The organism is Streptomyces flaveolus (assembly GCF_044765825.1).
GTDB lineage: Bacteria > Actinomycetota > Actinomycetes > Streptomycetales > Streptomycetaceae > Streptomyces > Streptomyces flaveolus.
In genome coordinates this window covers 418943-443222 of the sequence record NZ_JBIWKU010000005.1, presented here as the reverse complement: position 1 = coordinate 443222, position 24280 = coordinate 418943, and the positions used below count along the sequence as shown (strand labels likewise).

Genomic DNA, 24280 nt, shown 5'->3' with positions numbered 1-24280 from the left:
CGCCCCTGACGCTGCCTCAGGACGGTGGCGGGTCCTGACGCCGCCTCAGTACGGGGCTTCCCACAGCACCGTCGTCCCGTTGCCGTCCGCGCCGATGCCGGGGCCGACGCGGCTGACGCCGCCGAGTGTCTCGGCGCGGCGTTCCAGATTGCGCAGGCCACTGCGCCGACCGCCCTCGGGGATGCCGACGCCGTCGTCCGCGACGGTCAGCCGGACGCCCGGCCGCCCGTCCGGCAGGGTCGCCTCCGCGTCGACGACCACGTCGATCCGGGTGGCCCGGGCGTGCCGGAAGGCGTTGGACAGGGCCTCGCGCAGGGCGGCGATGAGGTTCTTGCCGGTCAGGTCGCCGACCGCGCCGTCGACCGGGCCCACGAAGCGGTGCGAGGGCGTGAAGCCCAACGGCACGGCCGCCATGGTGATCTCGCGCAGCACCCGGGCGCGCAGCCCGGCGGGCGCCTCGGCGGGCTGCCGCAGCGCGAAGATCGCCGAGCGGATCTCCTGGATGGTCACGTCGAGTTCGTCGACGGCCCTGCCCACTCCGTCGCGCACCTCGGGCGCGAGCGGTCCGCGCTGGGCGGTCTCCAGCATCATGCCCGTGGCGAACAGCCGCTGGATCACGAGGTCGTGCAGGTCCCGGGCGATGCGGTCGCGGTCCTCGTACACGGCGAGCCGTTCCCGGTCACGCTGCGCGTCGGCCATCATCAGCGCCAGCGCGGCCTGGGCCGCGAACTGGCCGCCGAGGGCGCGCTCCGTCCGCGTGAACGGGCGCCCGCCCCGCGCCCGGGGCATGACCAGGCTGCCGAGGACCTGCCCGTCGCTGCACAGCGGCAGCAGCATGATCGGCCCGTAGGCGCGCACCGGCCCGGAGTCCAGCCGCGGGTCGCCGGCCGCGTCGTCGACGAACACGGCCCGCCCGGCGAGAAGTTCCGCGACCACGCCGTTGTCCGGCGGGATGACCGTGCCCAGGGCGTCCGTGGGACGCGGCGCCGCGACGGCGGCGATCTCCATGCCTCCCCCGTCGGCGGTCAGCAGCACGATTCCGGCGGCCGCTCCGGAGAGCCGGCGGGCCTGTTCCGCGACGACCTGGAGGGCGTCGTCGGTGTCGCCGCCCGACAGCAGCGCGGTGGTGACGGCGACCGACCCGTCGATCCAGCGCTCCCGCTGCTGCGCCGACTCGTACAGCCGCGCGTTGCCGATGGCGATACCGGCCTCCGTGGCGAGGACACGGACCATGGCGAGGTCGTAGTCGTCGAACGACTCGCCGTCCCGCTTGTCGGTCACGTAGAGGTTTCCGAAGATCTCCCCCTGCACACGGATGGGCATCCCGAGGAAGCTGCGCATCGGCGGGTGGTGCTCGGGAAAGCCGCAGGAGCGGGGGTCGCCGGTCAGGTCCGTGAGCCGGACCGGCTCCGGATCGCGGATGAGGGCGCCCAGCAGGCCCTTGCGGCCGTCGGGCAGGTGGCCGATCCGCCGGGCGGTCGCCTCGTCGATGCCGTGATGGACGAAGTCGGCGAGACCGTCACCGTCCTCGGCGACGACGCCGATGGCCGCGTACCGGGCGTCCGCGAGATCGGCCGCGGTCTCGCAGATCCTGTTCAGCGTGGAGTGCAGCTCCAGCCCGGTGCCGACCGACCGCATCGCCTCCAGCAGCTTCGGCACCCGGGCCAGGAGCTCGGCCGAGACGCCGTCGCGGGGCGGCGGGCGGCCGGGGGGCGGGGCTGAGGGCATGGACCGAGACTAATCAGACGGTTTTGTTCAGGAAAGTCGGCATAGCTGAGCATCGTGCGCGGATACGGCCGCTTGCCCGTCCGGGACGGTCCGGCGCCCGCCCCGCGTCCAGCGGTCACCGGGCTCCCACCAGCAGCTCCGACGCCGCCTCCCGCTCGGCCATCGTCCGCAGCGGTCCCTCCACGGCTGCCAGCTCCGCGTACGTGCCCCGCTGCACGACCCGGCCCTCGTCCAGCACGATCACCTCGTCCACCGCGTCCAGACCCGCCAGCCGGTGCGTGATGAGCAGGGTCGTACGGCCCTCGGTGGCGGCCAGCAGATCGACGGTGAGCGCGTCGGCGGTCGGCAGGTCGAGGTGCTCGGCCGGCTCGTCGAGCACGAGTACGGGGAAGTCGGCGAGCAGCGCCCGGGCCAGGGCCAGCCGCTGCCGCTGGCCGCCGGACAACCTGGCCCCGTGTTCGCCGACCAGCGTGTCCAGGCCGTCGGGCAGACTCTCGGCCCAGTCCAGCAGGCGGGCCCGCGCCAGCGCGGCGCGCAGCTCGGGCTCCGTGGCGTCCTTCCTGGCCAGGAGCAGGTTCTCGCGCACCGAGCTGTCGAAGAGGTGCGCGTCCTGCGCACACAGCCCGACGAGCCGCCGAACGTCGTCGCCGGCCAGGGCACCGGCGTCCGTGCCGGCCAGTGTGTAGGAGCCCGCGCCGGGGTCCAGGAACCGCAGCAGCACCTGGGCCAGCGTGGTCTTGCCGGAGCCGGACGGTCCGACCACGGCGACGCGGCGGCCCTCCGCCAACGTCAGATCGAGCCCCGCGAGGGCCTCCCGTCGCTGCCCGGGGTGGCGCGCGGCCAGTCCTTCGACGACGACCGGGAACGGTGACGCGGGCGCCTCCCGTGGCCGCTCGGGCTCACGTACGGGCTCGGGCGCGTCGAGCACTTCGTACACCCGCTCGGCGCTCCTGCGCACGCGCTGGCGGTACTGCACGGCCAGCGGCAGTCCGAGGACCGCTTCGAACGCGGCCAGCGGGGTGAGGACCACGACGGCCACGGCCACCCCGGCGAGGCGGCCGTCCGCTACCGCCTGAACGCCGGTGAGCGCGGCACCCGCGACGGTCAGCCCGGAGATCAGGGCGACGAGGCCGTCGCCCAGCGCGGTGGCCGTGGCCGCCCGCGAGGCGATCCGGGTGAGCGTGCCGTCGGCCCGTCGCGCCTCGGCGGTCCGCCCGGGCAGGGCCCCGGCGACGGTCAGTTCGGCGGTGCCGGTGAGGAGGTCGGTCACCCGGGTGGCCAGTACGCCGCGAGCGGGTGCCAGCCGGTGCTCGGCCCGCCGTGCCACGGCCCCGGTGATCAGGGGTACGCCGACTCCGGCCGCGAGCAGCCCGACGGCGAGCACGGCACCGGCCTCCGGCAGCAGCCAGGCCGTGAAGCCGACCGACGCGGCACAGACGGCCACCGCGGTACAGGCCGGCAGCAGCCAGCGCAGCCAGTAGTCCTGCAGCGCGTCGACGTCGGTGACGAGCCGGGACAGCAGGTCACCGCGCCGGCTGCGGCGCAGGCCGGCGGGGGCCAGCCGCTCCAGCCGCCGGTAGACGGCGACCCGGGTGTCGGCCAGCATCCGCAGCACGGCGTCGTGCGAGACGAGCCGCTCGGCGTAGCGGAACACGGCCCGCCCGATCCCGAAGGCTCGGGTCGCCGTCACGGCCACCATCAGATAGAGCACCGGCGGTTGCTGCGAGGCCCGGGAGATGAGCCATCCCGAGGTGGCCATGAGTCCCACGGCACTGCCGAGGGCGAGGCTCCCGAGGAGCAGCGCGAGGCCGAGCCGCCCGCGCCGGGCGGCGGACATCGCCCGGACCCGGGCGAGGACCCCGGCCGGGGAGCCGTGCGCCTGGTCCGGTGTGCCCGGACCGCCGGCCGGAGCCGGGGCAGTGGCATCCGGCACCTCCTCGGCCGGGTGGTCCACCGTGGGCCTCGGGACACCGGCGGCCGCGGGAGCGGCGACCGGGTCGTCCAGGCGCACCACGCGGTCGGCCACCTCCAGCAGGGCCGGCCGGTGCACCACCAGCAGCACGGTCCGTCCGGTCGCCAGTCTGCGTACGGCGGCCACGACCTCGGCCTCGGTCGCCCCGTCCAGGGCGGCCGTCGGCTCGTCGAGCAGCAGCACCGGCCGGTCCGCGAGGAACGCCCGGGCCAGGGCGATCCGTTGCCGCTGCCCGGCGGACAGTCCGGCACCGTCCTCGCCGAGCACGGTGCCCGTCCCCTCGGGCAGCGCGTCCACGAACTCCAGCGCCCCGGCGTCGCGCAGCGCCCGCCGCACGGCCGCGTCGTCCGCGTCGGGACGGGCCAGCCGTACGTTCTCGTCGACGGTGCCCGCGAACAGGTGCGGACGCTGCGGCACCCAGGCGACGCGGGCGTGCCACTGCGCCGGGTCGAGGCCGGTGAGATCGGCCCCGCCGATCCTGATCCGCCCGTGGGACGGACGGACAAAGCCGAGGAGGGCGTGCAGAAGCGTCGACTTGCCGGCCCCGCTCGGCCCGACGAGCGCGACCGTCTCGCCCGGCTCGACGACGAGGTCCACGTCCGACACGGCATCCGCGGCGCGCCCCGGGTAGCGCACGGTCACGCCCTCGAAGGACAGGGCGCCGTCCCTCGGCACCGGCCCGCTCCCCGACGCCGGCGCGGGTGTCTCCAGCACCGAGAAGATCTCCTCGGCGGCGGCGAGCCCCTCGGCCGCCGCGTGGTACTGCGCCCCCACCTGCCGCAGCGGCAGATAGGCCTCGGGCGCGAGCACGAGCACGACCAGGCCGTCGTACAGGGCCATGTCGCCGTGGACGAGCCGCATACCGATGGTCACGGCGACGAGCGCCACCGAGAGGGTGGCGAGCAGTTCCAGGGCGAAGGACGACAGGAAGGCGATCCGCAGGGTCCGCATGGTCGCCTGCCGGTACTCGCCGGTGATGCGTTTGATCGACTCGGCCTGCGCCTTGGCCCGGCCGAACACCTTCAGCGTCGGCAGCCCCGCGACCACGTCCAGGAAGTGCCCGGACAGCCGGGACAACAGCCGCCATTGCCGGTCCATCCGCGCTTGCGTGGCCCAGCCGATCAGCATCATGAAGACCGGGATGAGCGGCAGGGTGGCGACGATGATGGCCGCCGAGACCCAGTCCTCGGTGACGATCCGGGCCAGCACCGCCACCGGCACGACCACCGCGAGCCCCAACTGCGGCAGGTAGCGCGAGAAGTAGTCGTCGAGGGCGTCGACGCCCCGCGTGGCCAGGGCGACGAGCGACCCGGTGCGCTGTCCGCTCAGCCAGCCGGGGCCGAGCGCCGTCGCCCGCTCCAGCAACCGGCCCCGCAGCTCCGACTTCACGGCCGCACTGGCCCGGTGCGCGGCCAGCTCGGTCAGCCAGCCGACCAGAGCACGGCCGCAGGCGACGGCCACCAGCAGCGACAGCGGGGTGCGGAGTTCGGCGGCCGTCATGCCGTGCTGGAAGGCACCCACCACCGCTTCGGCGATGAGCATCGCCTGGGCGACGACCAGCCCGGCCCCGACGGCGCCCAGGACGACGACCGCCGCCAGGAAGAGCCGGGTGGCGCGGGCGTACCGCAGCAGCCGTGGATCGATCGGTTTCACGTGAAACACACCCCGCCGGACTCAGTGCGCGGCTTCGGCGATGTGCTGGGTGCCGATCCGCTTGCGGAACACCCAGTACGTCCACCCCTGGTAGAGCAGGACGGCCGGCATGGCGATCACGGCCAGCCAGGTCATGATCTTCAGGGTGTACGGGCTGGACGAGGCGTTGGTGACGGTGAGGTTCCAGTCCGCGTCGAGCGTGGACGGCATGACGTTCGGAAAGAGCGTCAGGAAGAGCATCGCCACGGCGGCCACGATGGTGACACCGGACAGCGCGAACGCCCATCCCTCGCGGCCCGCCTGGTTCGCCGCCAGCGCGACGACCAGGGCGGCGACGGCCACCACCAGCGCGACCAGGCTCTTGCCGTCGCCATTGTCGGCCTGGGTCCACAGCAGGAAGGCGAGGGCCAGCACGGCGGCGACGAGACCCACCCGCAGCGCCAGCGTCCGTGCCCGTTCGCGGATCTCCCCCACGGTCTTGAGCGCGGTGAACACCGTCCCGTGGAAGGTGAACAGAGTCAGGGTGACCAGGCCGCCGAGGAGGGCGTACGGGTTCAGCAGGTCCCAGACGGTGCCGACGTACTCCAGGTCCCGGTCGATCTTCACTCCGTGGACGATGTTGCCGAAGGCGACGCCCCACAGGAACGCCGGGATCAGCGAGGTCCAGAAGATCGCGGTCTCCCAGTTGCGCTGCCAGTGCTCCTCGGGCCGCTTCACCCGGTACTCGAAGGCGACGCCCCGGACGATCAGGCAGAGCAGGATGACCAGCAGGGGCAGGTAGAAGCCGGAGAAGAGGGTGGCGTACCACTCGGGAAAGGCGGCGAAGGTCGCCCCGCCGGCCGTCAGCAGCCACACCTCGTTGCCGTCCCAGACGGGACCGATCGTGTTGATCAGCACCCGCTTCTCGGCCCGGTCACGGGCGAGCAGCCGGGTGAGCACGCCGACCCCGAAGTCGAAGCCCTCCAGGAAGAAGTAGCCGGTCCACAGGACGGCGATCAGGACGAACCAGACGTCGTGAAGTTCCATGACTGTGCAGCTCCCTCGGCCTAGTACGAGAAGGCCATCGGCTTGTCGGCGTCACGGGCGTCGCCGCCGATCTTCGTGGGCGGGTTGAGGTCGGCCTCGGTGAGCTCGGGCGGCCCGGCCTTGACGTACTTCACCAGCAACCTGACCTCGATGACGGCCAGGACGGCGTAGAGCAGGGTGAAGGCGATCATCGAGGTGAGGACCTCGGCCGTGGAGACACCGGGGGAGACCGCGTCGCGGGTCTGGAACAGGCCGTAGACGACCCAGGGCTGACGGCCCATCTCGGTGAAGATCCAGCCCCAGGAGTTGGCGATCAGCGGGAAGGCCATCGTCCAGACCGCCAGCAGCCAGTACAGCCGGGAGAGCTTCGACCCGAGCGGCTTCTTCAGCAGCACCAGGTGGGGCACCTCGTCGTCACCGGTCCGCCAGGCCGCCGGCAGCATGAACTTCTTCCGGGTCAGCCACAGCCCCAGCAGACCGAGCGAGAAGGAAGCCATGCCGAAGCCGATCATCCACCGGAAGCCCCAGTAGGCGACGGGGACGATGGGCTTGTAGTCACCGGGCCCGAACTTCTGCTGCTCGGCCTTGTTGGTGTCGTTGATGCCGGGCACGTACGAGTCGAAGTCGCTGTGGGCCAGGAAGGACAGCAGGCCGGGGATCTCCAGGGCGACCTTGTTGTGGCCCTCGTCGACGTCGCCGTAGGCGAAGACGGAGAAGGGCGCCGGCTGCTCGCCGTCCCACAGGGCCTCGGCGGCGGCCATCTTCATCGGCTGCTGCTCGTACATGACCTTGCCGAGGGTGTCGCCGCTGATGGCGGTGAGCAGGCCGCCGACGGCCAGGGTGACCAGGCCGAGCCGGAGCGAGGTCCGCATCACGGGGATGTGCTTCTTGCGCATCAGGTGGAAGGCGGCGATGCCCACCATGAAGGCGCCGCCCGTCAGGAAGGCCGCCGAGAAACTGTGGAAGACCTGGTTGAGCGCGGTGTTCTGGGTGAGTACCTGCCAGAAGTCGGTGAGTTCGGCGCGGCCCTTCTCCTCGTTGATCCGGTAGCCGACGGGGTGCTGCATCCAGGAGTTGGCGGCGAGGATGAAGTACGCCGACAGCAGCGTGCCGATCGAGACCATCCATATGCAGGCCAGGTGGACCTTCTTCGGCAGCTTGTCCCAGCCGAAGATCCACAGGCCGATGAAGGTCGACTCGAAGAAGAAGGCGATCAGCGCCTCGAACGCGAGCGGTGCGCCGAAGATGTCACCGACGAAGCGGGAGTAGTCGGACCAGTTCATGCCGAACTGGAACTCCTGCACGATGCCGGTGACGACACCCATGGCGATGTTGATCAGGAAGAGCTTGCCCCAGAACTTCGTCGCCCTGAGGTACTTCTCCTTCTCCGTGCGCACCCAGGCGGTCTGCAGCCCGGCCGTGAGGGCGGCCAGCGAGATCGTCAGCGGAACGAAGAGGAAGTGGTAGACGGTCGTGATGCCGAACTGCCATCGCGCCAGCGTCTCCGGCGCCAAAGCCATGTCCACGTCGTCGGCCTCCTTGCATCGCCGTGGTTCCGGCAGTTTGTGCGTGTATGTGCCACCTATTGCGGGAGCAACCCGACACGCTTGTGAACGCGTTCACATTCACAAGCAATTATGACCTACAGCTTTTCGACGCCGGAAGGGGGGTCCCCTGTGACGTCAACCCCTTGGCAAGGACTTCAACATCTTGTTGAATCCGCGGCATGAACACCACGGAGACACAGGAGCAGTACGCACGGATACGCATCTCATGGCCCGCGGGTCACCTCACCGCGACCCTCGGGGACACCCCCACCACACAGGCCCTCCTCAAGGCCCTGCCGCTCACCGCCTCCGCCCACACCTGGGGCGAGGAGGTGTACTTCGACACAGGTGTGTCGGTTTCATGTGAAACGGGCGCCCGGCAGGTTGTCGAGCCCGGCACCGTCGCCTTCTGGACCGACGGCGACGCGCTGGCTCTCCCGTACGGCCCCACGCCGATCTCGCGAGGCGACGAGTGCCGCCTCGCGAGCCCGTGCAACGTCCTCGGCCGTCTCGACGGCGACCCCCGCCGGCTGGCGTCGGTGCGCGACGGCGACCCGATACGCGTGGAGGCGGTGGACGCCTGACGCCCACCGCCTCGCCGGACACCTGAGGCTCGCTGCCCCGTCAGATCTCCTTGCGGAACGCTTCCGACACCTTCAGGAAGATGTCGTTCGCCTCGCTCTCCCCGACCGTCACCCGCACACCCTCGCCCGGGAACGGCCGTACGACCACGCCGGCCCGCTCGCACGCCTCCGCGAAGGCGACCGTGCGCTCCCCCAGGCGCAGCCACACGAAGTTGGCCTGGGACTCCGGCACCGTCCAACCCTGTGAGCGCAGGCCGTCGACCACACGGTTGCGCTCGCAGACCAGCGAGCCGACCCGGCCGACCAGCTCGTCCTCGGCCCGCAGCGAGGCGATCGCCGCCTCCTGGGCGATCTGGCTCACGCCGAAGGGCACGGCCGTCTTGCGCAGCGCGGCCGCCACCGGCTCATGGGCGATCGCGAAGCCGACCCGCAGGCCGGCGAGGCCGTACGCCTTGGAGAAGGTCCGCAGCACACAGACGTTGGGCCGCTCCCGGTAGAGCTCGACGCCGTCCGGCACCTCGGGATCGCGGATGAACTCGCGGTAGGCCTCGTCGAGAACGACGAGCACGTCACTCGGCACCCGGTCGAGGAAGCGCTCCAGCTCGGCCCGCCGCACCACCGTGCCCGTCGGGTTGTTCGGGTTGCAGACGAAGATCAGCCGCGTCCTGTCGGTGATAGCGGCGGCCATGGCGTCCAGATCGTGCACATCGCCCGGCGTCAGCGGTACCTTCACGGACGTCGCACCGCTGATCTGCGTGATGATCGGGTACGCCTCGAAGGAGCGCCAGGCGTAGATCACCTCGTCGCCGGGACCGGAGGTCGCCTGGATCAGCTGCTGCGCCACGCCGACCGATCCGGTACCGGTGGCCAGGTGGGAGAGCGGGACGCCGAACCGTTCCGACAGCTCGTTCATCAGGGCCGTGCAGGCCATGTCCGGGTACCGGTTGAAGGACGAGGCCGCGGCCGCGACCGTCTCCATCACCCCCGGCAGCGGCGGGTACGGGTTCTCGTTGGAGGACAGCTTGTAGGCCACCGGCCCGTCCGCCGCGGCGGGCTTGCCCGGCTTGTAGGTGGGAATTCCCTCCAGCTCGGCGCGCAGCTTGGGGCTCGTCTCGCTCACCGCAGTCCTCCTCGTGACCACCACCGGCATCGAATACTTCTCACCTTATGAGGATTCGGCGCCGCTGCGTATAGGGGCGGTCAGACCTCCTCCGTCACATCGGCATCAGGGGCATCGGCAGACGAAGGCGCACGATTCGGGGGGCGCGCTGCACATATATCTACGCGCCGGTGGCTTGCGCCGTGGCGCGCATCCCTCGTGCAGGTGAGTTGAGACCTCTTCGCAACATCGGCCAGTCGGCAGGCCCTCTCTCGCCGACACGACAGGTACTGGGACGGGAACCGTCAACTTCCTTGTTTTCTAAGGCTGTTAATGTCTCTTGATCATGCAGAATCGTGCCTGTCAACGCGTGCATATGCGTCCGCCCTACCCCGCCGCATGAGCCCTACTATCGGCTCGCCATGACAGCAGCAGGGAAGCATCAGGTGAGCCGCGCGGAAACCTCACGCCGAGGCAGCCGGCCGGGCCGGGCCGGTATCAGAGACGTGGCCGCCGCCGCCGGAGTATCCATCACGACCGTCTCCGACGCCCTCAACGGCAAGGGCCGACTCCCGGATGCCACCCGGCGCCATGTCCGTGAGGTCGCCGACCGGCTGGGCTACCGGCCGTCGGCCGCCGCCCGTACGCTCCGCACCGGCAAGTCGGGACTCATCGGCCTGACCGTGACGACGTACGGGAATGAACCTTTCACCTTCACCGAGTTCGCGTACTTCGCCGAGATGGCGCGCGCCGCCACCTCCGCCGCGCTCGCCCGCGGCTACGCCCTCGTGATCCTCCCGGCGACCTCCCGCCACGACGTGTGGTCCAACGTCGCACTGGACGGCACGGTCGTCATCGACCCCTCCGACCAGGACCCGGTCGTCAGCGAACTGGTCCGGCAGGGCTTACCGGTCGTCTCCGACGGCCGCCCGGCCGGAGCGCTTCCCGTCACCGCCTGGGTCGACAACGACCACGAGGCCGCCGTACTCGGCATCCTCGACCACCTGGCCGCCGCCGGCGCCCGCCGGATCGGCCTGCTCACCGGCACCACGACCGACACGTACACCCGCCTGTCGACCACCGCCTACCTGCACTGGTGCGAGCGCGTCGGACAGGACCCGGTCTACGAGGCCTACCCGGCACACGACCCGTGCGCGGGGGCGGTGGCCGCCGACCGGCTGCTCGCCCGGCCCGACCGGCCCGACGCCGTGTACGGCCTGTTCGACCCGAACGGCACCGACCTGCTCGCCGCCGCCCGCCGCTACGGTCTGCGCGTCCCTGAGGACCTGCTGCTGGTCTGCTGCAGCGAGTCCACGGTGTACGCCAGTACCGAGCCGCCCATCACCACCCTGTCGCTGAAGCCCCGCCGCATCGGCACGGCGGTGATCCAGCTCCTCATCGACGCCATCGAGGGGCTCGACTCCGAGCAGACGGTCGAGCAGGTGATACCGACGGAACTGATCGTGCGGACGTCCTCGCAGCGCCGCCCGCCCCGGACGACGATCAGCCCGCCGCGGTCACCCGATCACGGGTAGAGGCCGGGACGCGGGCCCGGACCGGAGGGAAATCACACCGGGCAGGCCCCGTACGGTGAAGATCACGCCGACGTCACGGACGGGCGAAGCCCGTCCCAATCGGGGCGAAAGCCGCGGCGAACCGGAGTCCTGCTCTGATTCACCACCCCTGGGTCATCACACAGAGCGATCCGCATTCCTATGATGGGCCCACACACCGCGGGCCGCTGCGACCAGGCAGTCCGAAGCGGTGCAGATGCGGCGCGATGGTGGAGGGGTCGATGACTCAGGGGGCCGGTCAGGGACCCGAGGTGGAGCGGACGGCGACGGTGCGCGACTTCCGGGTGCCCGCGTACGTCCACGAGGCCGCTCCGTACACCGCCCTCGGCACGCACGCCGACGAGGCCGCGCCCCCCTCCGAGGAGGGGTACGAGGATGCCTATCCGGAGGGGTACACGCCCACTCAGCGCGATCTGCCCGTCATCCGTAGGGGTGACACGGTGCAGGTGGCCGTCGAGCCAGAGCCGGCCCCGGCAGCACAGCCCGCCACGGGCCAGGGGCCGCTGTTCGTCGTCGGCGACGTGCACGGCTACCTGGACCAGCTGGTCGCCGCCCTCCAGGAGAAGGGCCTGATCGACGCCGCCGGCCAGTGGTGCGCGGGCACCTCCCGCCTGTGGTTCCTCGGCGACTTCACCGACCGCGGCCCGGACGGCATCGGCGTCATCGACCTGGTGATGCGGCTGTCCGCCGAGGCCGCCGCGGCCGGCGGTTACTGCAAGGCGCTCATGGGCAACCACGAGCTGCTGCTCCTCGGTGCCAAGCGGTTCGGTGACACCCCCGTCAACTCCGGCGCCGGCACCGCCACCTTTCAGGCGGCCTGGCTGCTCAACGGTGGCCAGAAAACCGACATGGACCGCCTCCAGGACCATCACCTGCAGTGGATGGCCCGCCTCGACGCGCTCGAGGAGGTCGACGGGCATCTCCTCGTCCACTCCGACACCACCACCTACCTCGACTACGGCCGCTCCATCGAGGAAGTCAACGACACCGTCCGCGAGACGCTCACGCGCAACGACGCGGAAGAGGTGTGGGACCTGTTCCGCAAGCTCACCAAGCGATTCTCCTTCCGCGACGAGGGCGGCGCCGACGCCGTGCGCTCGCTGCTGGACACGTACGGCGGCACCCGTATCGTCCACGGCCACAGCCCCATCCCCTACCTCCTGGGCGAGGTCGGCTCCGAGGACGGCGAGGACGACACCCGTACCGCGGTCGAGGGACCCCACGTCTACGCGGACGGGCTGGCCATCGCGATGGACGGCGGCGTGACCATGGCCGGAAAGCTGCTGGTCCAGCAACTCCCGCTGGACGCCTGACCCTTCGACGGGCCGTCCGTTCCTCCGCGGCGGCCCTACAGGTCGGCACCCAATTTCTGGAAACCCCCTGTCACCGCGCGCCGTCGCCGCTCTACCATCGGCTTATCCGTAGCAGGCTCCCCTCCGTTTCTGCCCGACGGCTCGTTGGCATGCGAGCCCCAAGCCCTACGGAGCATCGGGGGATGCACATGAACAGCGTTCCGCAGCATCTGTCGAACGAGGACCGCCAGGAGTACGAGCGGGTCCTCGACGAGGCGCTGCGCTCCGCACCACACCGCCCGGAACTGGCCGCTGTCGGACAGCGGCTCAACGCCGAACAACTGCGCACCATGGCACTCAACGCCACCGCTCTGATCACGGCGGCAGCCACCACGGAGTACCAGCACTACGTGAAGGTCCGCGAGGAACTGCGTCATCCGACGCCGTCCGCCTCGTCGTCCGCGCGCGACTCCGGCTCCGACGAGCCGGGCACGGGCGCGGTGGGTCTCGCCGCCACCGTGGGGGAGGCCGCCGAGGCCGGCGCGGGCGCGGTCGCGGTCGTCGCCGTCCTGGCACCCGTCCTGGCCGGCACCGCCGCGGCGATCTTCCTGCTCGTCGGCTACATACTGAGGATGCTCGACCCGGGGCAGGCGTTCGCGCAGACCATGCTCACCACGGGATGGGTGTTCGGCGGTGTGGCCGCCGTCGCCGTCCTCGTCGCGGGGGTGGGGCTGCTGCTCACCGCGCTGCGCAACCGGCCCTCCGCCGAGTCCGGCCGCTACGGCGAACTCGACGGGGAGGTGGCCCGGGCCAGGGAAGCCTGGCACGACGCCCTGCTCGAGCGCGGCATCCTGCCGTTCCTGCGGGAGGCCCTCACCGATCCGAACGCGGCGGTCGCGCTCCACCCGACGGGACCGGCGGCGCCGGCGAGCCGGATGCCGCACCTGGGCTACGACCGTCCGGGGTTCACGAGCCCCGACGACGGCCGGGAGGGGTCGCGCCCGAGCTACTCGAGCCCGGACTACAGCAGTCCGGACTTCGGTGGCCCGGAACACCGACCGGAATAGCCACCGGCCGGGGCGGGCACGTCAGAGAATGCCCGCCCGGCCGGCGGCAGTGATCCAGGACGGGAACTCGGACAGCAGGCGGTCGTACAGCTCCTGGTCGGGGACGGTGCCGATGTCGTCGACGGCGAAGAAGCCGACATTGTCCACGCGGCGGCCGGGCAGCGTGTCGAACCGCTCCAGCACCCCGTAGTTGGACCGGCCGAGGCCCACGAACTGCCAGAAGACCGGCTCCTCCACCGCGTCCCGCAGCTCCCGCTCGATCTCGCTGTTGCGGTAGACACCGCCGTCGGAGAAGAACAGCACCAGGGTCGGTGCCTGCGCCGGGTTGTCCCGGACGTAGGCCCGGACCTCGGCGATCACCTTCTGCTCCTCGTTCTGGATGCCGACGTCCCGCATGTCGACCTGGTCGGCGTGCAGTCCCTTCTTCCTCCCCCGGCGGAAGAGCCCCACCTCCCCCACCCGCACATGCAGCCGCAGCCACTCGGGGAGGTCGCCCAGCCGCAGGTCGGGCAGCCGCGCCGGGTTCGACGCGAAGGTCCAGGCCTGCATCTCGCCGTCGTCGTCCAGTTGTGCGGCGACGGCGGCCATGCGTTCCACCACGTCGGCCACCACGCCCTTGGAGTACAGGAAGGACATGGACCCGGAGGCGTCGAGGACCAGGACGACGCGCGCGGTGACACCGGCCGCGCCGTGTTTGCGCAGGCTGACCGCGACCTGTTCCTTGCGCAGGGACAGTCGCTTGCGCATGTCGACGGGTAGGTGCTCCTCGCCCTTGGTGAGTCGGGGACCGGCCGCCGCGGCCGGCGGTGCGGGCGGCGCGGGCGGCACGGAAGGGCTCGGCGGCACCGGGGGAGCCGGCTGCGGGGGCCGGGCGTGCGGCGCGGGAGGCGTCGGGGTGGACGGGGCGGCGGTGGTCGGGGAGGGCGGGGCCGCGGTGGTCGGAGCGTCGTCGACCGTGATGCCGAAGTCGGTGGCCAGACCCGCGAGTCCGCTGGCGTAGCCCTGCCCCACCGCCCGGAACTTCCACTTCCCCTGGCGCAGGTACAGCTCACCGCCGACCATCGCGGTCTCGGTGCCGGCCGCCATGTCGAAGCGGGCCAGCTCGGCCCGGGTGGCCGCGTCCAGCAGCCGCAGCGACAGTCCCGGCACCTGGCCGAACGTCCCGCCGTCGGAGGAGGCGCACAGGGCGATGCGCTCGACGCCCGGTTCCAGCGCGTGCAGGTCCACCTCGACGGTGTCGGTCGTGACACCGGACGCAGGCCCGGAGCCGGTCTCCTTCCCCAGGTGCCGCACCGCGCCGGACGCGTGCCGGGGCTGGTTGTAGAAGACGAAGTCGCCGTCGTCCCGTACGCGTCCGGCCGAGGTGAGCAGCAGGGCCGAGGCGTCGACCTCGGGCACACCCGGCCCGGCGGACCAGCTGAGTGCGACACACACCGCGGGGGAGTCGACGGCGAGATTGGCGCCCTTGCTCAGGGATGAGGCTGTCATGGGCCCAGTCTGCCGAGATGGAGCCCCCGAGGGGAGAGGGCAGGCCCGGTGGTCCGTCCCTCCTCCCGCTCCCCCGGCCCGTCGCCGGGAGTCAGGCGCTGCAGCTCGGCACCGGTCGCGTACAAGGCGACCAGCAGCGGCCGCAGGGACCGGCCCGCCTCCGTCAGGTCGTAGCGGGTGCGTACGGGAAAGCCCCGCAGCCGTTCGGATGTCACCAGGCCCCTCTCCCGCAGTGCCGTGAGGCGCTCGCTGAGCACCTTCGCCGACAGTTCGGGGAGCAGCGTCCGCAGCTCCGTGAAGCCCCGGGGACCGCCCATCAGTTCGCGGAGCACCAGGGTGGTCCACCGGCCGGAGACCGCCGCGAGGGCGATCTCCACGGGGCAGTCGGCTTCCGGACGACGGCTCCGGCCCCGTACATCGGGCACCAACTCCTCGTCCCAGCCGTGGGTTTCTGTTTGGTGACCCGTGTCGGCGGGCTGTTCGCTTGCCACATGACGCATCCCCTCAGTGTGGCGCCGGCCACCAGCGCGGCCGAGCATCCGTACGTCTTCGCGCGAGCCTTCAACACCTTCGATCCACGGGTCCTGGACCAGGTCTACGAGCCCGGTGCCGGCTTCGTCCCCGAGCCGGGCCGGCTGGTCGCCGGACCGGACCGGATGCGGGCCAACGACGACTTCCTCCGGCTGCGCGTCCCGATCCGGGTGACGCCCCGGCACACCTACGTCGTCGGTGACCTGGCCCTGCTGCTCGTCGACTTCGTCATCGACGGCGTCGCTGCCCACGGCGGCCGGGTGCACATCGAGGGCACCGCGACGGACGTGGCCCGCCGCGGACCGGACGGTTACTGGCGCTACGCCATCGACAACCCGTTCGGAGTGGCAGGTCCGCCCGAGGCGGTCCCGGTGCCCCGCTGACGCCGGGCGGTCCCGGCGCGGGCACCGCCCGGCGTGCGGCCGGGAGCGGGTTTCAGTCGGCCAGCGGGAGATACACCCGGTTCCCGCCGGCGGCGAACTCCTTCGACTTCTGCAGCATGCCCTCGGCGATCTCGTCGGGAGACGCACCCTCGGCGACCGCACCGCCGAACCGCTCGTTGATGCTCTGGCTGATCTTCATCGAGCAGAACTTCGGCCCGCACATCGAGCAGAAGTGGGCCGTCTTGGCAGGCTCGGCCGGCAGCGTCTCGTCGTGGAACTCCCGTGCCGTGTCCGGGTCGAGAGCCAGGTTGAACTGGTCCTCCCACCGGAACTCGAAACGGGCGTCCGACAGCGCGTCGTCCCACTCCTGCGCACCCGGATGACCCTTGGCGAGGTCGGCGGCATGAGCGGCGATCTTGTAGGTGATGACGCCGGTCTTGACGTCGTCACGGTTGGGCAGGCCCAGGTGCTCCTTGGGCGTGACGTAGCAGAGCATGGCCGTGCCCCACCAGGCGATCATCGCGGCACCGATGCCGGAGGTGATGTGGTCGTACGCCGGTGCGACGTCCGTCGTCAGCGGGCCGAGCGTATAGAACGGAGCTTCATCGCAGATCTCCTGCTGAAGGTCGATGTTCTCCTTGATCTTGTGCATCGGGACGTGTCCCGGGCCTTCGATCATGGTCTGTACGTGGAAACGCTTGGCGATCCGGTTGAGTTCCCCGAGCGTGCGCAACTCGGCGAACTGCGCCTCGTCGTTGGCGTCCGCGATCGATCCCGGCCGCAGGCCGTCGCCGAGAGAGTACGTGACGTCGTACGCGGCGAGGATCTCGCAGAGCTCCTCGAAGTTCTCGTACAGGAACGACTCCTTGTGGTGCGCCAGGCACCAGGCCGCCATGATCGAGCCGCCGCGCGAGACGATGCCGGTCTTGCGGTTCGCGGTGAGCGGTACGTAGGCCAGGCGGACGCCCGCGTGGACCGTCATGTAGTCCACGCCCTGCTCGGCCTGCTCGATCACCGTGTCCTTGTAGATCTCCCAGGTCAGATCCTCGGCCCTGCCGTCGACCTTCTCCAGTGCCTGGTAGAGGGGCACGGTGCCGATGGGAACGGGGGAGTTGCGGAGCACCCACTCGCGGGTGGTGTGGATGTTGCGGCCGGTGGACAGGTCCATGACCGTGTCGGCGCCCCAACGGGTCGCCCAGGTCATCTTCTCGACCTCCTCCTCGATGGAGGACGTCACCGCCGAGTTGCCGATGTTGGCGTTCACCTTCACCAGGAACCGCTTGCCGATGATCATCGGCTCGATCTCCGGGTGATTGACGTTGGCCGGCAGCACGGCGCGGCCGGCGGCGATCTCCTCGCGGACCACCTCCGGCGAGACGTTCTCCCGGACGGCCACGTACTCCATCTCGGGTGTGATCTCGCCCCGGCGCGCATAGGCGAGCTGCGTCACCGCCGTGCCGTCCCGGCCTCGGCGCGGCTGACGCGGACGTCCGGGGAAGACGGCGTCCAGGTTGCGCAGGCCACCGCGCGGTGAGGTGTGCTTGATCCCGTCGTCCTCGGGACGGACGGGGCGGCCCGCGTACTCCTCCGTGTCGCCGCGGGCGATGACCCAGTTCTCCCGCAGCGGCGGCAGCCCCCTGCGGACGTCGGTGTCGACGAGTGGATCGGTGTACGGGCCCGATGTGTCGTAGAGCGTGACCGACTGCCCGTTGGTGAGGTGCACCTGACGGACCGGCACCCGCAGGTCGGGGCGCGAGCCCTCGACGTACGCCTTGTGCCAGCCGATGGACTTCCCGGCCTCCGCGGACTCCGCTTCGACGGAGTTGTGGGCGGAGGCAGGCGTGCGTGCGTCCTTGATGGTCATGAGACCTACTCCCTACGCCGGCATTACCCGGTAACAGGTTCAGCGGTCGACGCAGCGGTTTCCGTCTGACGACGCCTCGTGGTCAACATCACTCGACGTCGGTGATGTTTCCCGTGAAACATCGCTGGGACGGAGGTCAGCGCCCTCTCAGCCCGGTGCTCCGAGCTCCCGCGTGTACAAAGGTGCCCCCACGCTAGCGTCAATTCGGGCGCGGTGAACAGAGGGCCCCCCTCGTTCTTGCGATGATCGGTCGGTGACCACGACCCAGCACCCTCCCTACCCGCCGCACGAACCCCGCCGCGGCCCGGGCGCGCAAGCAGGCGACGGGCGTGCGGAAGGCCAGGCCCCCGCGGGCCCGTACGGTGCGGGCGGGAGACATGAGGCGGGTCACGGACACGCGTCTGGCGTCGACAGCCACGACCCCGGCTACGGACCGGGTATCGAGGCAGCGCACGGACCCGGCGGTGAGCACACCGGCAGCGGCGGGCACGGTGGCGGGCACGGGCACTCGCACGGTCACGGACCCGCGGCGCCCGTCTCACGGCATCTGCGAAAAGTCATCGCGGCGGTCCTCATCCCGTTCGCCGCGGCGGTGGTGGTCGGGCTCGCCGTGCTCTGGCCGGGCGGCGCGCCACCGCACGAGCGCACCGGCGTCGGCTTCGACCGGCAGACGCAGCAAGCCACCGTCACCGAGGTGGACAGACTGAGCTGCAAGTCCGTCAACGCCTCCGGCGTCCCCCCGACGGGGGACACCTCCACCGCCGAGGGCTCCTCCGCGGTGCAACAGGAGAACGGCGACTGCAAGCGGGCGACGATCCGCGTCGACACCGGCAAGGACAAGGGCCGCACCTTCACCGAGATCGTGCAGCCGGACCAGACACGTCAGTTGCACGAGGGCCAGAAGGTGGTGGTCGCCTACGAGCCCTCCGCGCCGAAGGACCTGCAGTACTCGGTGACCGACATCGACCGCGGGTTCCCGATGGCCCTGCTCGCCGGCATCTTCGCGCTCGCCGTCGTGGTCGTCGGCCGGCTGCGGGGTCTGATGGCCCTGGTCTCGCTGGCCATCAGCTTCCTGCTGCTGAACTTCTTCATCCTGCCCGCCATCCTGCAGGGCTCGAACCCGCTGCTCGTGGCGGTGATCGGGTCCAGCGCCATCATGCTGATCGCGCTGTATCTGTGCCACGGGCTGTCGGCGCGAACCTCCGTGGCGGTGCTCGGAACCCTGGTCTCGCTGCTGCTGATCGGCGTCCTGGGGTCGCTGTTCATCGGCTGGGCCGCGCTCACCGGCAACACCGACGACAACACCGGTCTGATCCACGGCCTGTATCCGTCGATCGACATGAGCGGTCTGCTGCTCGCCGGCGTCATCATCGGTTCGCTCGGTGTCCTCGACGACGTGACGGTCACCCAGACGTCGGCGGTCTGGGAGTTGCACGAGGCCAACCCGACGATGGGCTGGCGCGGCCTGTACCGCGCGGGCATCCGCATCGGCCGCGACCACATCGCCTCCGTCGTCAACACGCTCGTCCTCGCCTACGCGGGCGCCGCGCTGCCGCTGCTGCTGCTGTTCTCGATCGCGCAGAGCAGCGTGGGGACGGTCGCCAACAGCGAGCTGGTCGCGGAGGAGATCGTGCGCACGCTGGTGGGCTCGATCGGCCTGGTGGCATCCGTGCCGGTCACGACCGCCCTCGCGGCCCTGGTCGTCTCGGCCGACCGTCCGGCAGGGCACCCGGCCGCGCGGGACGCCGGTGCGGCACCGGGTGCGGGGCCGGCGCCGGCGCGTGGCGGGCGGGGCCGGCGCCGCAAGCGCTGACCCGCCCGGGGCGCCCCCACGGCACCGCGGGCCCTCACCTGAAGAACCGTTCCTGCAGAGGTGGGCAGCCTGACGAAGCGTTACGCCACCGTCCATGACCGCCGTAACGGTTCAGCCCGCGCTCTGCTCCTCGGCCAGGATGCGGTCAAGCGCCTCGTCGAGGTGTGCGTCGAAGTCGGCGAGCGCGCCTTCCTGTCCCAGCGGCACCAGCTTGTCGGTCCGGTCGAGGAACGCCACGAGCGGCGCCGCCGAGGAACGGAACAGCGCCTGGTCGGTGCCGACCTGGAGACGGATCAGCACCTCGGCCAGCGGCCCCGGGTCGACGGGTGCGATGCGCACGTCACCGTCGCCGCACGGCGTGCCCACCCCGTCGACCAGCAGCTCCCGGCCGAAGGCCCAGGTCACCGGGGCATCGCCAGGCAGATGGAAGGTCAGCCGCACCGCGTAGGGATCACAGGTCTGGTAGCGCAGCTCCACCGGGATACGGAAAGAGAGCTCCTCGGACACGAGAAAGCTCATCATGACCTCTGCCTGTACGGACTCGCCCATCGCCTGCCCCGTCATTCGCCGTCGCCTGTCCGGGAATCAAACCTCTAACACTGGTGGCATCTTGCTTAACGTACACACCAGATCACAAGGAGTGAGTTTTCAGATACTGATAGAGAGCGCGAGTGACCCCACGAGCCGGCCCATTTCGTTCTGCAGACGCTGTGCCGCGGTCAGCAGCCGATCGGCCTGGTGTGCGGGCAGGGAGAGGGCCATCGTGGCGGCCGTGGTGCCGATGGTGATCGGGATCGCCGCACAGACCGTCCCCAGGGCGTACTCCTGGCGTTCGGTCACCGGCGTCATCCGGCGCGTACGTTCCAGTCGTTTCATCAGGCTGGCTCCGTCACGCACCGTGTACGGCGTCACGGGGCTCACCGGATAGCGGTCGAGGTGATCGCGGCGGGCTTCCTCGTCCAGCTGCGACAGCAGGCACTGGCCGATGGCATGCGCGTGCCCGGTCTCGCGGAAGTCCGCCCACTCCTCCACCGCGGGATTGCCCGGGGTGTCGGAGACGCACATGATCTCGATCTCGCCGTCGCGGTACATGGCGTAGTAGACGGGAACGCCGATCGCGTCGCGGCAGTGCGCCAGCGCGTCGACGACCGTGCTGCGACGTTTCTGCTCGGCCCCGCTGCTGCCCAGCCGCTCGGCCGCCTCCCCGAGGAAGAACAGGCCCTTGTCACGGCGCAGATATCCCTCGTGCACGAGGGTGCGCAGCAGGTGGTACGCCGTGGGCAGCGCCAGTTTCGTCTCACGGGCCAACTGCTTGGCGGGAGCGCCGTACTCGTGCTCCGCGACGCGCTCCAGGAGGCGCATCGCGCGCTGTACCGAGCCGATGAGGGTCATCGCGGGCGGATCCGTGGACGGCGGCGCGGCGGGGGCGGGGGGTGTCCGGGGCGCCGAACGAGGCTGCACGGGCAGTGCGTGCGGCGGTACGAATGCGGTGTCAGCCGTGGCCAAGGGTCACTCCCGGAACGCGAGGAGGCAGCCCGTGCGGGGAAACACGGGTGGGGTGTACGCCGCTCGCGGGGTCGCCCCCGCGTGGAGTTCCGGACTCTAACCGCCGGTCACCGCGTGCCGACGGCCCGTCCGGGAAACTTCCCTCGCGCGAGGGAACCGGTGATTCCTGTTACCGCCACCGGTGCCCCACGGCTCTCACCAGTCGCTGCGGGACGAGGAACTCGTCATGAACTTGCGTACGACGTAGATCAGTCCGCCGACGAGCGCCACGAAGAGCAGCAACTTGAACAGCAGTCCGATCACGAAGCCGACCACACTGGCGATCAGCCCGCCGAACACGACCAGGGCGATGACCGGCACCGCGATCCACTTCACCCACCACGGCAGTCCCGTGAAGATCTCTCGCATCGCCCTCGTCCTTACCTCTCCGCCCGTTCGAGTGCCGGGTCCTTGGACGGCCCCGGGATCCCGCTGGGAATCTCCTGATGTCCTGCACTCGATGCTAGGGCCGTGAGGGCCCCGGCAGGGCCCTCGTACCCCTTGTCTCCCCCTGACCGATCCCCTAGGGAACCCCGGGGGCGTGGCTCAGCTCTCGGGCGGAGAGAACACCACGAGCACCCTCAGGTCCTCGCTGATGTGGTGGAACTTGTGGGCGACTCCGGCCGGCACGTACACCACGCTGCCGCGGGCGATCTGGGTGGTCTCCAGACCCACGGTGATCGAGGCGCGGCCACTGACCACGAAGTACACCTCGTCCTGCTCGTGCGGCTTCTGCGGGTCCGCCGTGCCCGCGTCGAGCGCGTACAGACCGACCGACATGTTCCGCTCGCGCAGGAACTGCAGATAGGCGCCGTCGTTGGCGGCGCGCTCCGCCTCCAGTTCGTCCAGCCGGAATGCCTTCATCGCCTCGTCCGCCCCTGCCTCACCGTTCGTTTCCGATCGTGTCTGCCACGATCAGACACATGAAGAATTTCCTAGTCAAGACGGTCGCCAACGCGGGCGCCCTCGCCGTCGCCGTGTGGCTGCTCGACAAGATCACCCTGACCGGGGGCAGCACCGGTGAGAAGGCCGCCACGCTGATCGTGGTCGCCCTGGTGTTCGGGCTGGTGAACATGCTGGTGAAGCCGATCGTGCAGGTGCTGACCTTCCCGCTGTTCATCCTCACCCTCGGCCTGTTCACGCTGGTGGTCAACGCGCTCATGCTGTTGCTCACGTCGTGGGTGGCCGACAAGCTCGACCTGAGCTTCCACGTCGAAGGCTTCTGGACCGCCGTCCTGGGCGGCCTGATCATCTCGGTCGTGTCCTGGGCCCTCAACGCCTTCCTGCCCGACAAGGACTGAGCCCCGTGACCTACCGCGTCTGCTTCGTGTGCACGGGAAACATCTGCCGCTCCCCGATGGCCGAGGCCGTATTCCACGCGCGCGTGGCGGAGGCCGGGCTCGAGGACCTCGTCGAGGTCGACAGCGCCGGCACCGACGGATGGCACGAGGGCGAGGGCGCCGACCCGCGCACCATGGCCGTCCTGGCGGAGAACGGCTACGGCCTCGACCACACGGCCCGCCGCTTCCAGCCGTCCTGGTTCGCACACCTCGACCTCGTCGTCGCCCTCGACGCGGGCCACCTCAGGGTGCTGCGACGGCTCGCGCCCACGGAGCGGGACGCGGCCAAGGTACGGCTGCTGCGGTCGTACGACCCCGCTGCCGAGGGCGGGGACCTCGACGTACCGGATCCCTACTACGGGGGTGCTGAGGGCTTCGAGGAATGCCTTGAGATGGTGGAGGCGGCGAGCAACGGACTGCTCGCCGCGGTACGTGAGCACATGAAGGGACGGGCGGCATGAACGATTCCGCTGTCGAACACGGGGGAGCGCCGGGCCCGGACGCGTCCGCCGGCGCCGGTGACGGCACGCGCGCGGTGCGCGCCGGGCTGCCCGAACCGCTGAAGCACGAGCCGACGCTGCCCGGCCCCGTGTTCGCCGCGCACTTCCACCTCCCGGGCGACCCCACCGGCCCGTACACCTACGGCCGCGACGAGAACCCCACCTGGACCCACCTCGAGCGCGCCATCGGTGAGCTGGAGGCACCCGGGCGGGACGACGCCGAGACGCTCGTGTTCGCCTCGGGCATGGCCGCGATCTCCTCGGTGCTCTTCTCGCAGCTGCGCGCCGGTGACGTGGCCGTGCTGCCCGACGACGGCTATCAGGCGCTGCCGCTGGTCCGTGCCCAGCTGGAGACGTACGGCATCGAGGTGCGCACCGCGCCGACCGGCGGCGACGCCCAGCTGGGCCTCCTGGACGGGGCCAAGCTGCTGTGGATCGAGACGCCCTCGAACCCCGGCCTCGACGTGTGCGACGTCCGGCGGCTCGTCGAGGCGGCACACGCGCGCGGCGCCCTGGTCGCCGTCGACAACACGCTCGCCACGCCGCTCGGACAGCGCCCGCTGGAGCTCGGCGCCGACTTCTCCGTCGCCAGTGGGACCAAGCAGCTGACCGGCCACGGCGACATCCTGCTGGGATACGTCACCGGCCGCGACGCCGAGGCCATGGCCTCCGTACGGCGCTGGCGCAAGATCGTCGGCGCGATCCCCGGGCCCATGGAGGCCTGGCTCGCGCACCGTTCGATCGCCACCCTCCAGCTGCGCGTCGACCGGCAGAACGCCACCGCGTTGAAGGTGGCCGAAGCCCTGCGGGAGCGGCCCGAGGTGACCGGTCTGCGGTATCCGGGGCTGCGCGACGACCCCTCGCACGAGGTCGCCTCGCGGCAGATGCGGCGCTACGGGTGCGTCGTCTCCTTCACGCTGCCCTCGCGCGCGCGTGCCGATCGTTTTCTCGACGCCCTGCGGCTCGTGGACGACGCGACGAGCTTCGGCGGGGTGCGGTCCACGGCCGAGCGGCGCGGGCGCTGGGGCGGCGACGCGGTACCGGAGGGCTTCATCCGCCTCTCGGTCGGTGCGGAGGATCCGGAGGACCTGGTGGCGGATCTGCTGAGCGCGCTGGAGCGGTCGGCGGACTGAGCCGCGCCGCGCAACCGCCGGACGGTGTCCGGCCGGACACCACGGACGGTCCGAGCCTCCCCCCTCGTGGCTCGGACCGTCCTTTCGGTTCTGCGCGCGAAGAACCGCGCGACCAAGGCTAGTTGACTCAGTGTCAGTGTC

At 70.9% G+C, this 24280-nt stretch carries 21 protein-coding genes; 9 read left to right on the top strand and 12 right to left on the bottom strand.

Annotated features, from left to right (window positions below; genetic code table 11):
• Nucleotides 1-45: 45 nt before the first annotated feature.
• The 4 genes from ACIRG6_RS18405 to ACIRG6_RS18390 form a co-directional block, all read right to left on the bottom strand.
• On the bottom strand, nt 46-1728 hold the full coding sequence (locus ACIRG6_RS18405) for a GAF domain-containing sensor histidine kinase (protein WP_403323544.1): 1683 nt from the start codon (nt 1726-1728) through the stop codon (nt 46-48).
• 115 nt (nt 1729-1843) lie between these two features.
• Entirely contained in the window at nt 1844-5353 is a 3510-nt protein-coding gene (cydD, locus tag ACIRG6_RS18400) for a thiol reductant ABC exporter subunit CydD (protein WP_403323543.1), read from the bottom strand.
• 21 nt (nt 5354-5374) lie between these two features.
• Nucleotides 5375-6379, bottom strand: coding sequence for a cytochrome d ubiquinol oxidase subunit II (gene cydB, locus ACIRG6_RS18395; RefSeq protein ID WP_403323540.1), 1005 nt, complete (start codon nt 6377-6379; stop codon nt 5375-5377).
• A 20-nt stretch (nt 6380-6399) separates the two neighbouring features.
• Entirely contained in the window at nt 6400-7905 is a 1506-nt protein-coding gene (locus ACIRG6_RS18390; RefSeq protein ID WP_318213541.1) for a cytochrome ubiquinol oxidase subunit I, read from the bottom strand.
• 200 nt (nt 7906-8105) lie between these two features.
• Between ACIRG6_RS18390 and ACIRG6_RS18385 the strand changes: the two genes are divergently transcribed.
• The gene (locus tag ACIRG6_RS18385) at nt 8106-8510 is read left to right on the top strand and encodes a cyclophilin-like fold protein (RefSeq protein WP_403323538.1); all 405 of its coding nucleotides are present in this window, start codon (nt 8106-8108) and stop codon (nt 8508-8510) included.
• A 40-nt stretch (nt 8511-8550) separates the two neighbouring features.
• Here the strand turns inward: ACIRG6_RS18385 and hisC are convergent, their stop codons facing one another.
• The gene (gene hisC, locus ACIRG6_RS18380; protein WP_392127401.1) at nt 8551-9630 is read right to left on the bottom strand and encodes a histidinol-phosphate transaminase; all 1080 of its coding nucleotides are present in this window, start codon (nt 9628-9630) and stop codon (nt 8551-8553) included.
• Between the two features lie 401 nt (nt 9631-10031).
• On the opposite strand from hisC, the gene ACIRG6_RS18375 reads away from it, so the two are divergent.
• The 3 genes from ACIRG6_RS18375 to ACIRG6_RS18365 all read left to right on the top strand — a co-directional run bounded on the left by ACIRG6_RS18375 (nt 10032) and on the right by ACIRG6_RS18365 (nt 13542).
• Nucleotides 10032-11144 (top strand): LacI family DNA-binding transcriptional regulator, encoded by a 1113-nt coding sequence (locus ACIRG6_RS18375; protein WP_350717015.1) that lies wholly within the window; start codon nt 10032-10034, stop codon nt 11142-11144.
• Between the two features lie 245 nt (nt 11145-11389).
• Entirely contained in the window at nt 11390-12496 is a 1107-nt protein-coding gene (locus ACIRG6_RS18370; RefSeq protein WP_364675327.1) for a metallophosphoesterase, read from the top strand.
• Between the two features lie 182 nt (nt 12497-12678).
• Nucleotides 12679-13542 (top strand): hypothetical protein, encoded by an 864-nt coding sequence (locus tag ACIRG6_RS18365; RefSeq protein ID WP_364675331.1) that lies wholly within the window; start codon nt 12679-12681, stop codon nt 13540-13542.
• Between the two features lie 21 nt (nt 13543-13563).
• Here ACIRG6_RS18365 and ACIRG6_RS18360 read toward each other — a convergent pair whose 3' ends face one another.
• Entirely contained in the window at nt 13564-15030 is a 1467-nt protein-coding gene (locus ACIRG6_RS18360) for a VWA domain-containing protein (RefSeq protein WP_364675333.1), read from the bottom strand.
• Nucleotides 15027-15530 (bottom strand): winged helix-turn-helix transcriptional regulator, encoded by a 504-nt coding sequence (locus ACIRG6_RS18355; RefSeq protein ID WP_403323534.1) that lies wholly within the window; start codon nt 15528-15530, stop codon nt 15027-15029. Before ACIRG6_RS18355 ends, ACIRG6_RS18360 begins: the two co-directional genes overlap by 4 nt.
• Here ACIRG6_RS18355 and ACIRG6_RS18350 point away from each other — a divergent pair.
• Nucleotides 15522-15944 (top strand): YybH family protein, encoded by a 423-nt coding sequence (locus tag ACIRG6_RS18350; RefSeq protein WP_403323532.1) that lies wholly within the window; start codon nt 15522-15524, stop codon nt 15942-15944. The genes ACIRG6_RS18355 and ACIRG6_RS18350 overlap by 9 nt on opposite strands.
• Before the next feature lie 52 nt (nt 15945-15996).
• Here the strand turns inward: ACIRG6_RS18350 and thiC are convergent, their stop codons facing one another.
• On the bottom strand, nt 15997-17808 hold the full coding sequence (thiC, locus tag ACIRG6_RS18345; RefSeq protein ID WP_364819606.1) for a phosphomethylpyrimidine synthase ThiC: 1812 nt from the start codon (nt 17806-17808) through the stop codon (nt 15997-15999).
• Between the two features lie 253 nt (nt 17809-18061).
• On the opposite strand from thiC, the gene ACIRG6_RS18340 reads away from it, so the two are divergent.
• Nucleotides 18062-19621, top strand: coding sequence for a YibE/F family protein (locus ACIRG6_RS18340; RefSeq protein WP_364675344.1), 1560 nt, complete (start codon nt 18062-18064; stop codon nt 19619-19621).
• Between the two features lie 111 nt (nt 19622-19732).
• Here the strand turns inward: ACIRG6_RS18340 and ACIRG6_RS18335 are convergent, their stop codons facing one another.
• The 4 genes from ACIRG6_RS18335 to ACIRG6_RS18320 form a co-directional block, all read right to left on the bottom strand.
• Nucleotides 19733-20170 (bottom strand): SsgA family sporulation/cell division regulator, encoded by a 438-nt coding sequence (locus ACIRG6_RS18335; protein WP_364675346.1) that lies wholly within the window; start codon nt 20168-20170, stop codon nt 19733-19735.
• Nucleotides 20171-20269: 99 nt separating this feature from the next.
• Nucleotides 20270-21013 carry an IclR family transcriptional regulator gene (locus ACIRG6_RS18330; RefSeq protein WP_403323529.1) on the bottom strand — a complete coding sequence of 248 codons (744 nt, stop codon included), beginning with the start codon at nt 21011-21013 and terminating at the stop codon, nt 20270-20272.
• A 309-nt stretch (nt 21014-21322) separates the two neighbouring features.
• The gene (locus ACIRG6_RS18325; RefSeq protein ID WP_189230210.1) at nt 21323-21535 is read right to left on the bottom strand and encodes a DUF5326 family protein; all 213 of its coding nucleotides are present in this window, start codon (nt 21533-21535) and stop codon (nt 21323-21325) included.
• 177 nt (nt 21536-21712) lie between these two features.
• Nucleotides 21713-22030 (bottom strand): cupin domain-containing protein, encoded by a 318-nt coding sequence (locus tag ACIRG6_RS18320; RefSeq protein WP_364675352.1) that lies wholly within the window; start codon nt 22028-22030, stop codon nt 21713-21715.
• A 59-nt stretch (nt 22031-22089) separates the two neighbouring features.
• On the opposite strand from ACIRG6_RS18320, the gene ACIRG6_RS18315 reads away from it, so the two are divergent.
• From ACIRG6_RS18315 to ACIRG6_RS18305, 3 genes are read left to right on the top strand one after another with little or no spacing between them, the layout of a single operon-like run.
• Entirely contained in the window at nt 22090-22467 is a 378-nt protein-coding gene (locus ACIRG6_RS18315) for a phage holin family protein (RefSeq protein WP_239770905.1), read from the top strand.
• A gap of 5 nt (nt 22468-22472) precedes the next feature.
• Nucleotides 22473-22967 (top strand): low molecular weight protein-tyrosine-phosphatase, encoded by a 495-nt coding sequence (locus tag ACIRG6_RS18310; RefSeq protein ID WP_364675355.1) that lies wholly within the window; start codon nt 22473-22475, stop codon nt 22965-22967.
• A complete protein-coding gene (locus tag ACIRG6_RS18305) occupies nt 22964-24139 on the top strand; it encodes a cystathionine gamma-lyase (protein ID WP_350717039.1) in 1176 nt (391 codons plus the stop codon). The genes ACIRG6_RS18310 and ACIRG6_RS18305 overlap by 4 nt, the downstream gene beginning before the upstream one ends.
• The last annotated feature ends 141 nt before the right edge of the window (nt 24140-24280 follow it).

What these genes read in the sequence shown, in the direction of transcription:
- ACIRG6_RS18405 (WP_403323544.1), bottom strand. Translation starts at nt 1,728, where the DNA reads ATGCCCTCAGCCCCGCCCCCCGGCCGCCCGCCGCCCCGCGACGGCGTC.
- cydB (WP_403323540.1), bottom strand. Translation starts at nt 6,379, where the DNA reads ATGGAACTTCACGACGTCTGGTTCGTCCTGATCGCCGTCCTGTGGACC.
- ACIRG6_RS18385 (WP_403323538.1), top strand. Translation starts at nt 8,106, where the DNA reads ATGAACACCACGGAGACACAGGAGCAGTACGCACGGATACGCATCTCA.
- ACIRG6_RS18375 (WP_350717015.1), top strand. Translation starts at nt 10,032, where the DNA reads ATGACAGCAGCAGGGAAGCATCAGGTGAGCCGCGCGGAAACCTCACGC.
- ACIRG6_RS18370 (WP_364675327.1), top strand. Translation starts at nt 11,390, where the DNA reads ATGGTGGAGGGGTCGATGACTCAGGGGGCCGGTCAGGGACCCGAGGTG.
- ACIRG6_RS18365 (WP_364675331.1), top strand. Translation starts at nt 12,679, where the DNA reads ATGCACATGAACAGCGTTCCGCAGCATCTGTCGAACGAGGACCGCCAG.
- ACIRG6_RS18360 (WP_364675333.1), bottom strand. Translation starts at nt 15,030, where the DNA reads ATGACAGCCTCATCCCTGAGCAAGGGCGCCAATCTCGCCGTCGACTCC.
- ACIRG6_RS18350 (WP_403323532.1), top strand. Translation starts at nt 15,522, where the DNA reads ATGACGCATCCCCTCAGTGTGGCGCCGGCCACCAGCGCGGCCGAGCAT.
- ACIRG6_RS18355 (WP_403323534.1), bottom strand. Translation starts at nt 15,530, where the DNA reads ATGCGTCATGTGGCAAGCGAACAGCCCGCCGACACGGGTCACCAAACA.
- thiC (WP_364819606.1), bottom strand. Translation starts at nt 17,808, where the DNA reads ATGACCATCAAGGACGCACGCACGCCTGCCTCCGCCCACAACTCCGTC.
- ACIRG6_RS18335 (WP_364675346.1), bottom strand. Translation starts at nt 20,170, where the DNA reads ATGGGCGAGTCCGTACAGGCAGAGGTCATGATGAGCTTTCTCGTGTCC.
- ACIRG6_RS18330 (WP_403323529.1), bottom strand. Translation starts at nt 21,013, where the DNA reads ATGACCCTCATCGGCTCGGTACAGCGCGCGATGCGCCTCCTGGAGCGC.
- ACIRG6_RS18325 (WP_189230210.1), bottom strand. Translation starts at nt 21,535, where the DNA reads ATGCGAGAGATCTTCACGGGACTGCCGTGGTGGGTGAAGTGGATCGCG.
- ACIRG6_RS18320 (WP_364675352.1), bottom strand. Translation starts at nt 22,030, where the DNA reads ATGAAGGCATTCCGGCTGGACGAACTGGAGGCGGAGCGCGCCGCCAAC.
- ACIRG6_RS18315 (WP_239770905.1), top strand. Translation starts at nt 22,090, where the DNA reads ATGAAGAATTTCCTAGTCAAGACGGTCGCCAACGCGGGCGCCCTCGCC.
- ACIRG6_RS18305 (WP_350717039.1), top strand. Translation starts at nt 22,964, where the DNA reads ATGAACGATTCCGCTGTCGAACACGGGGGAGCGCCGGGCCCGGACGCG.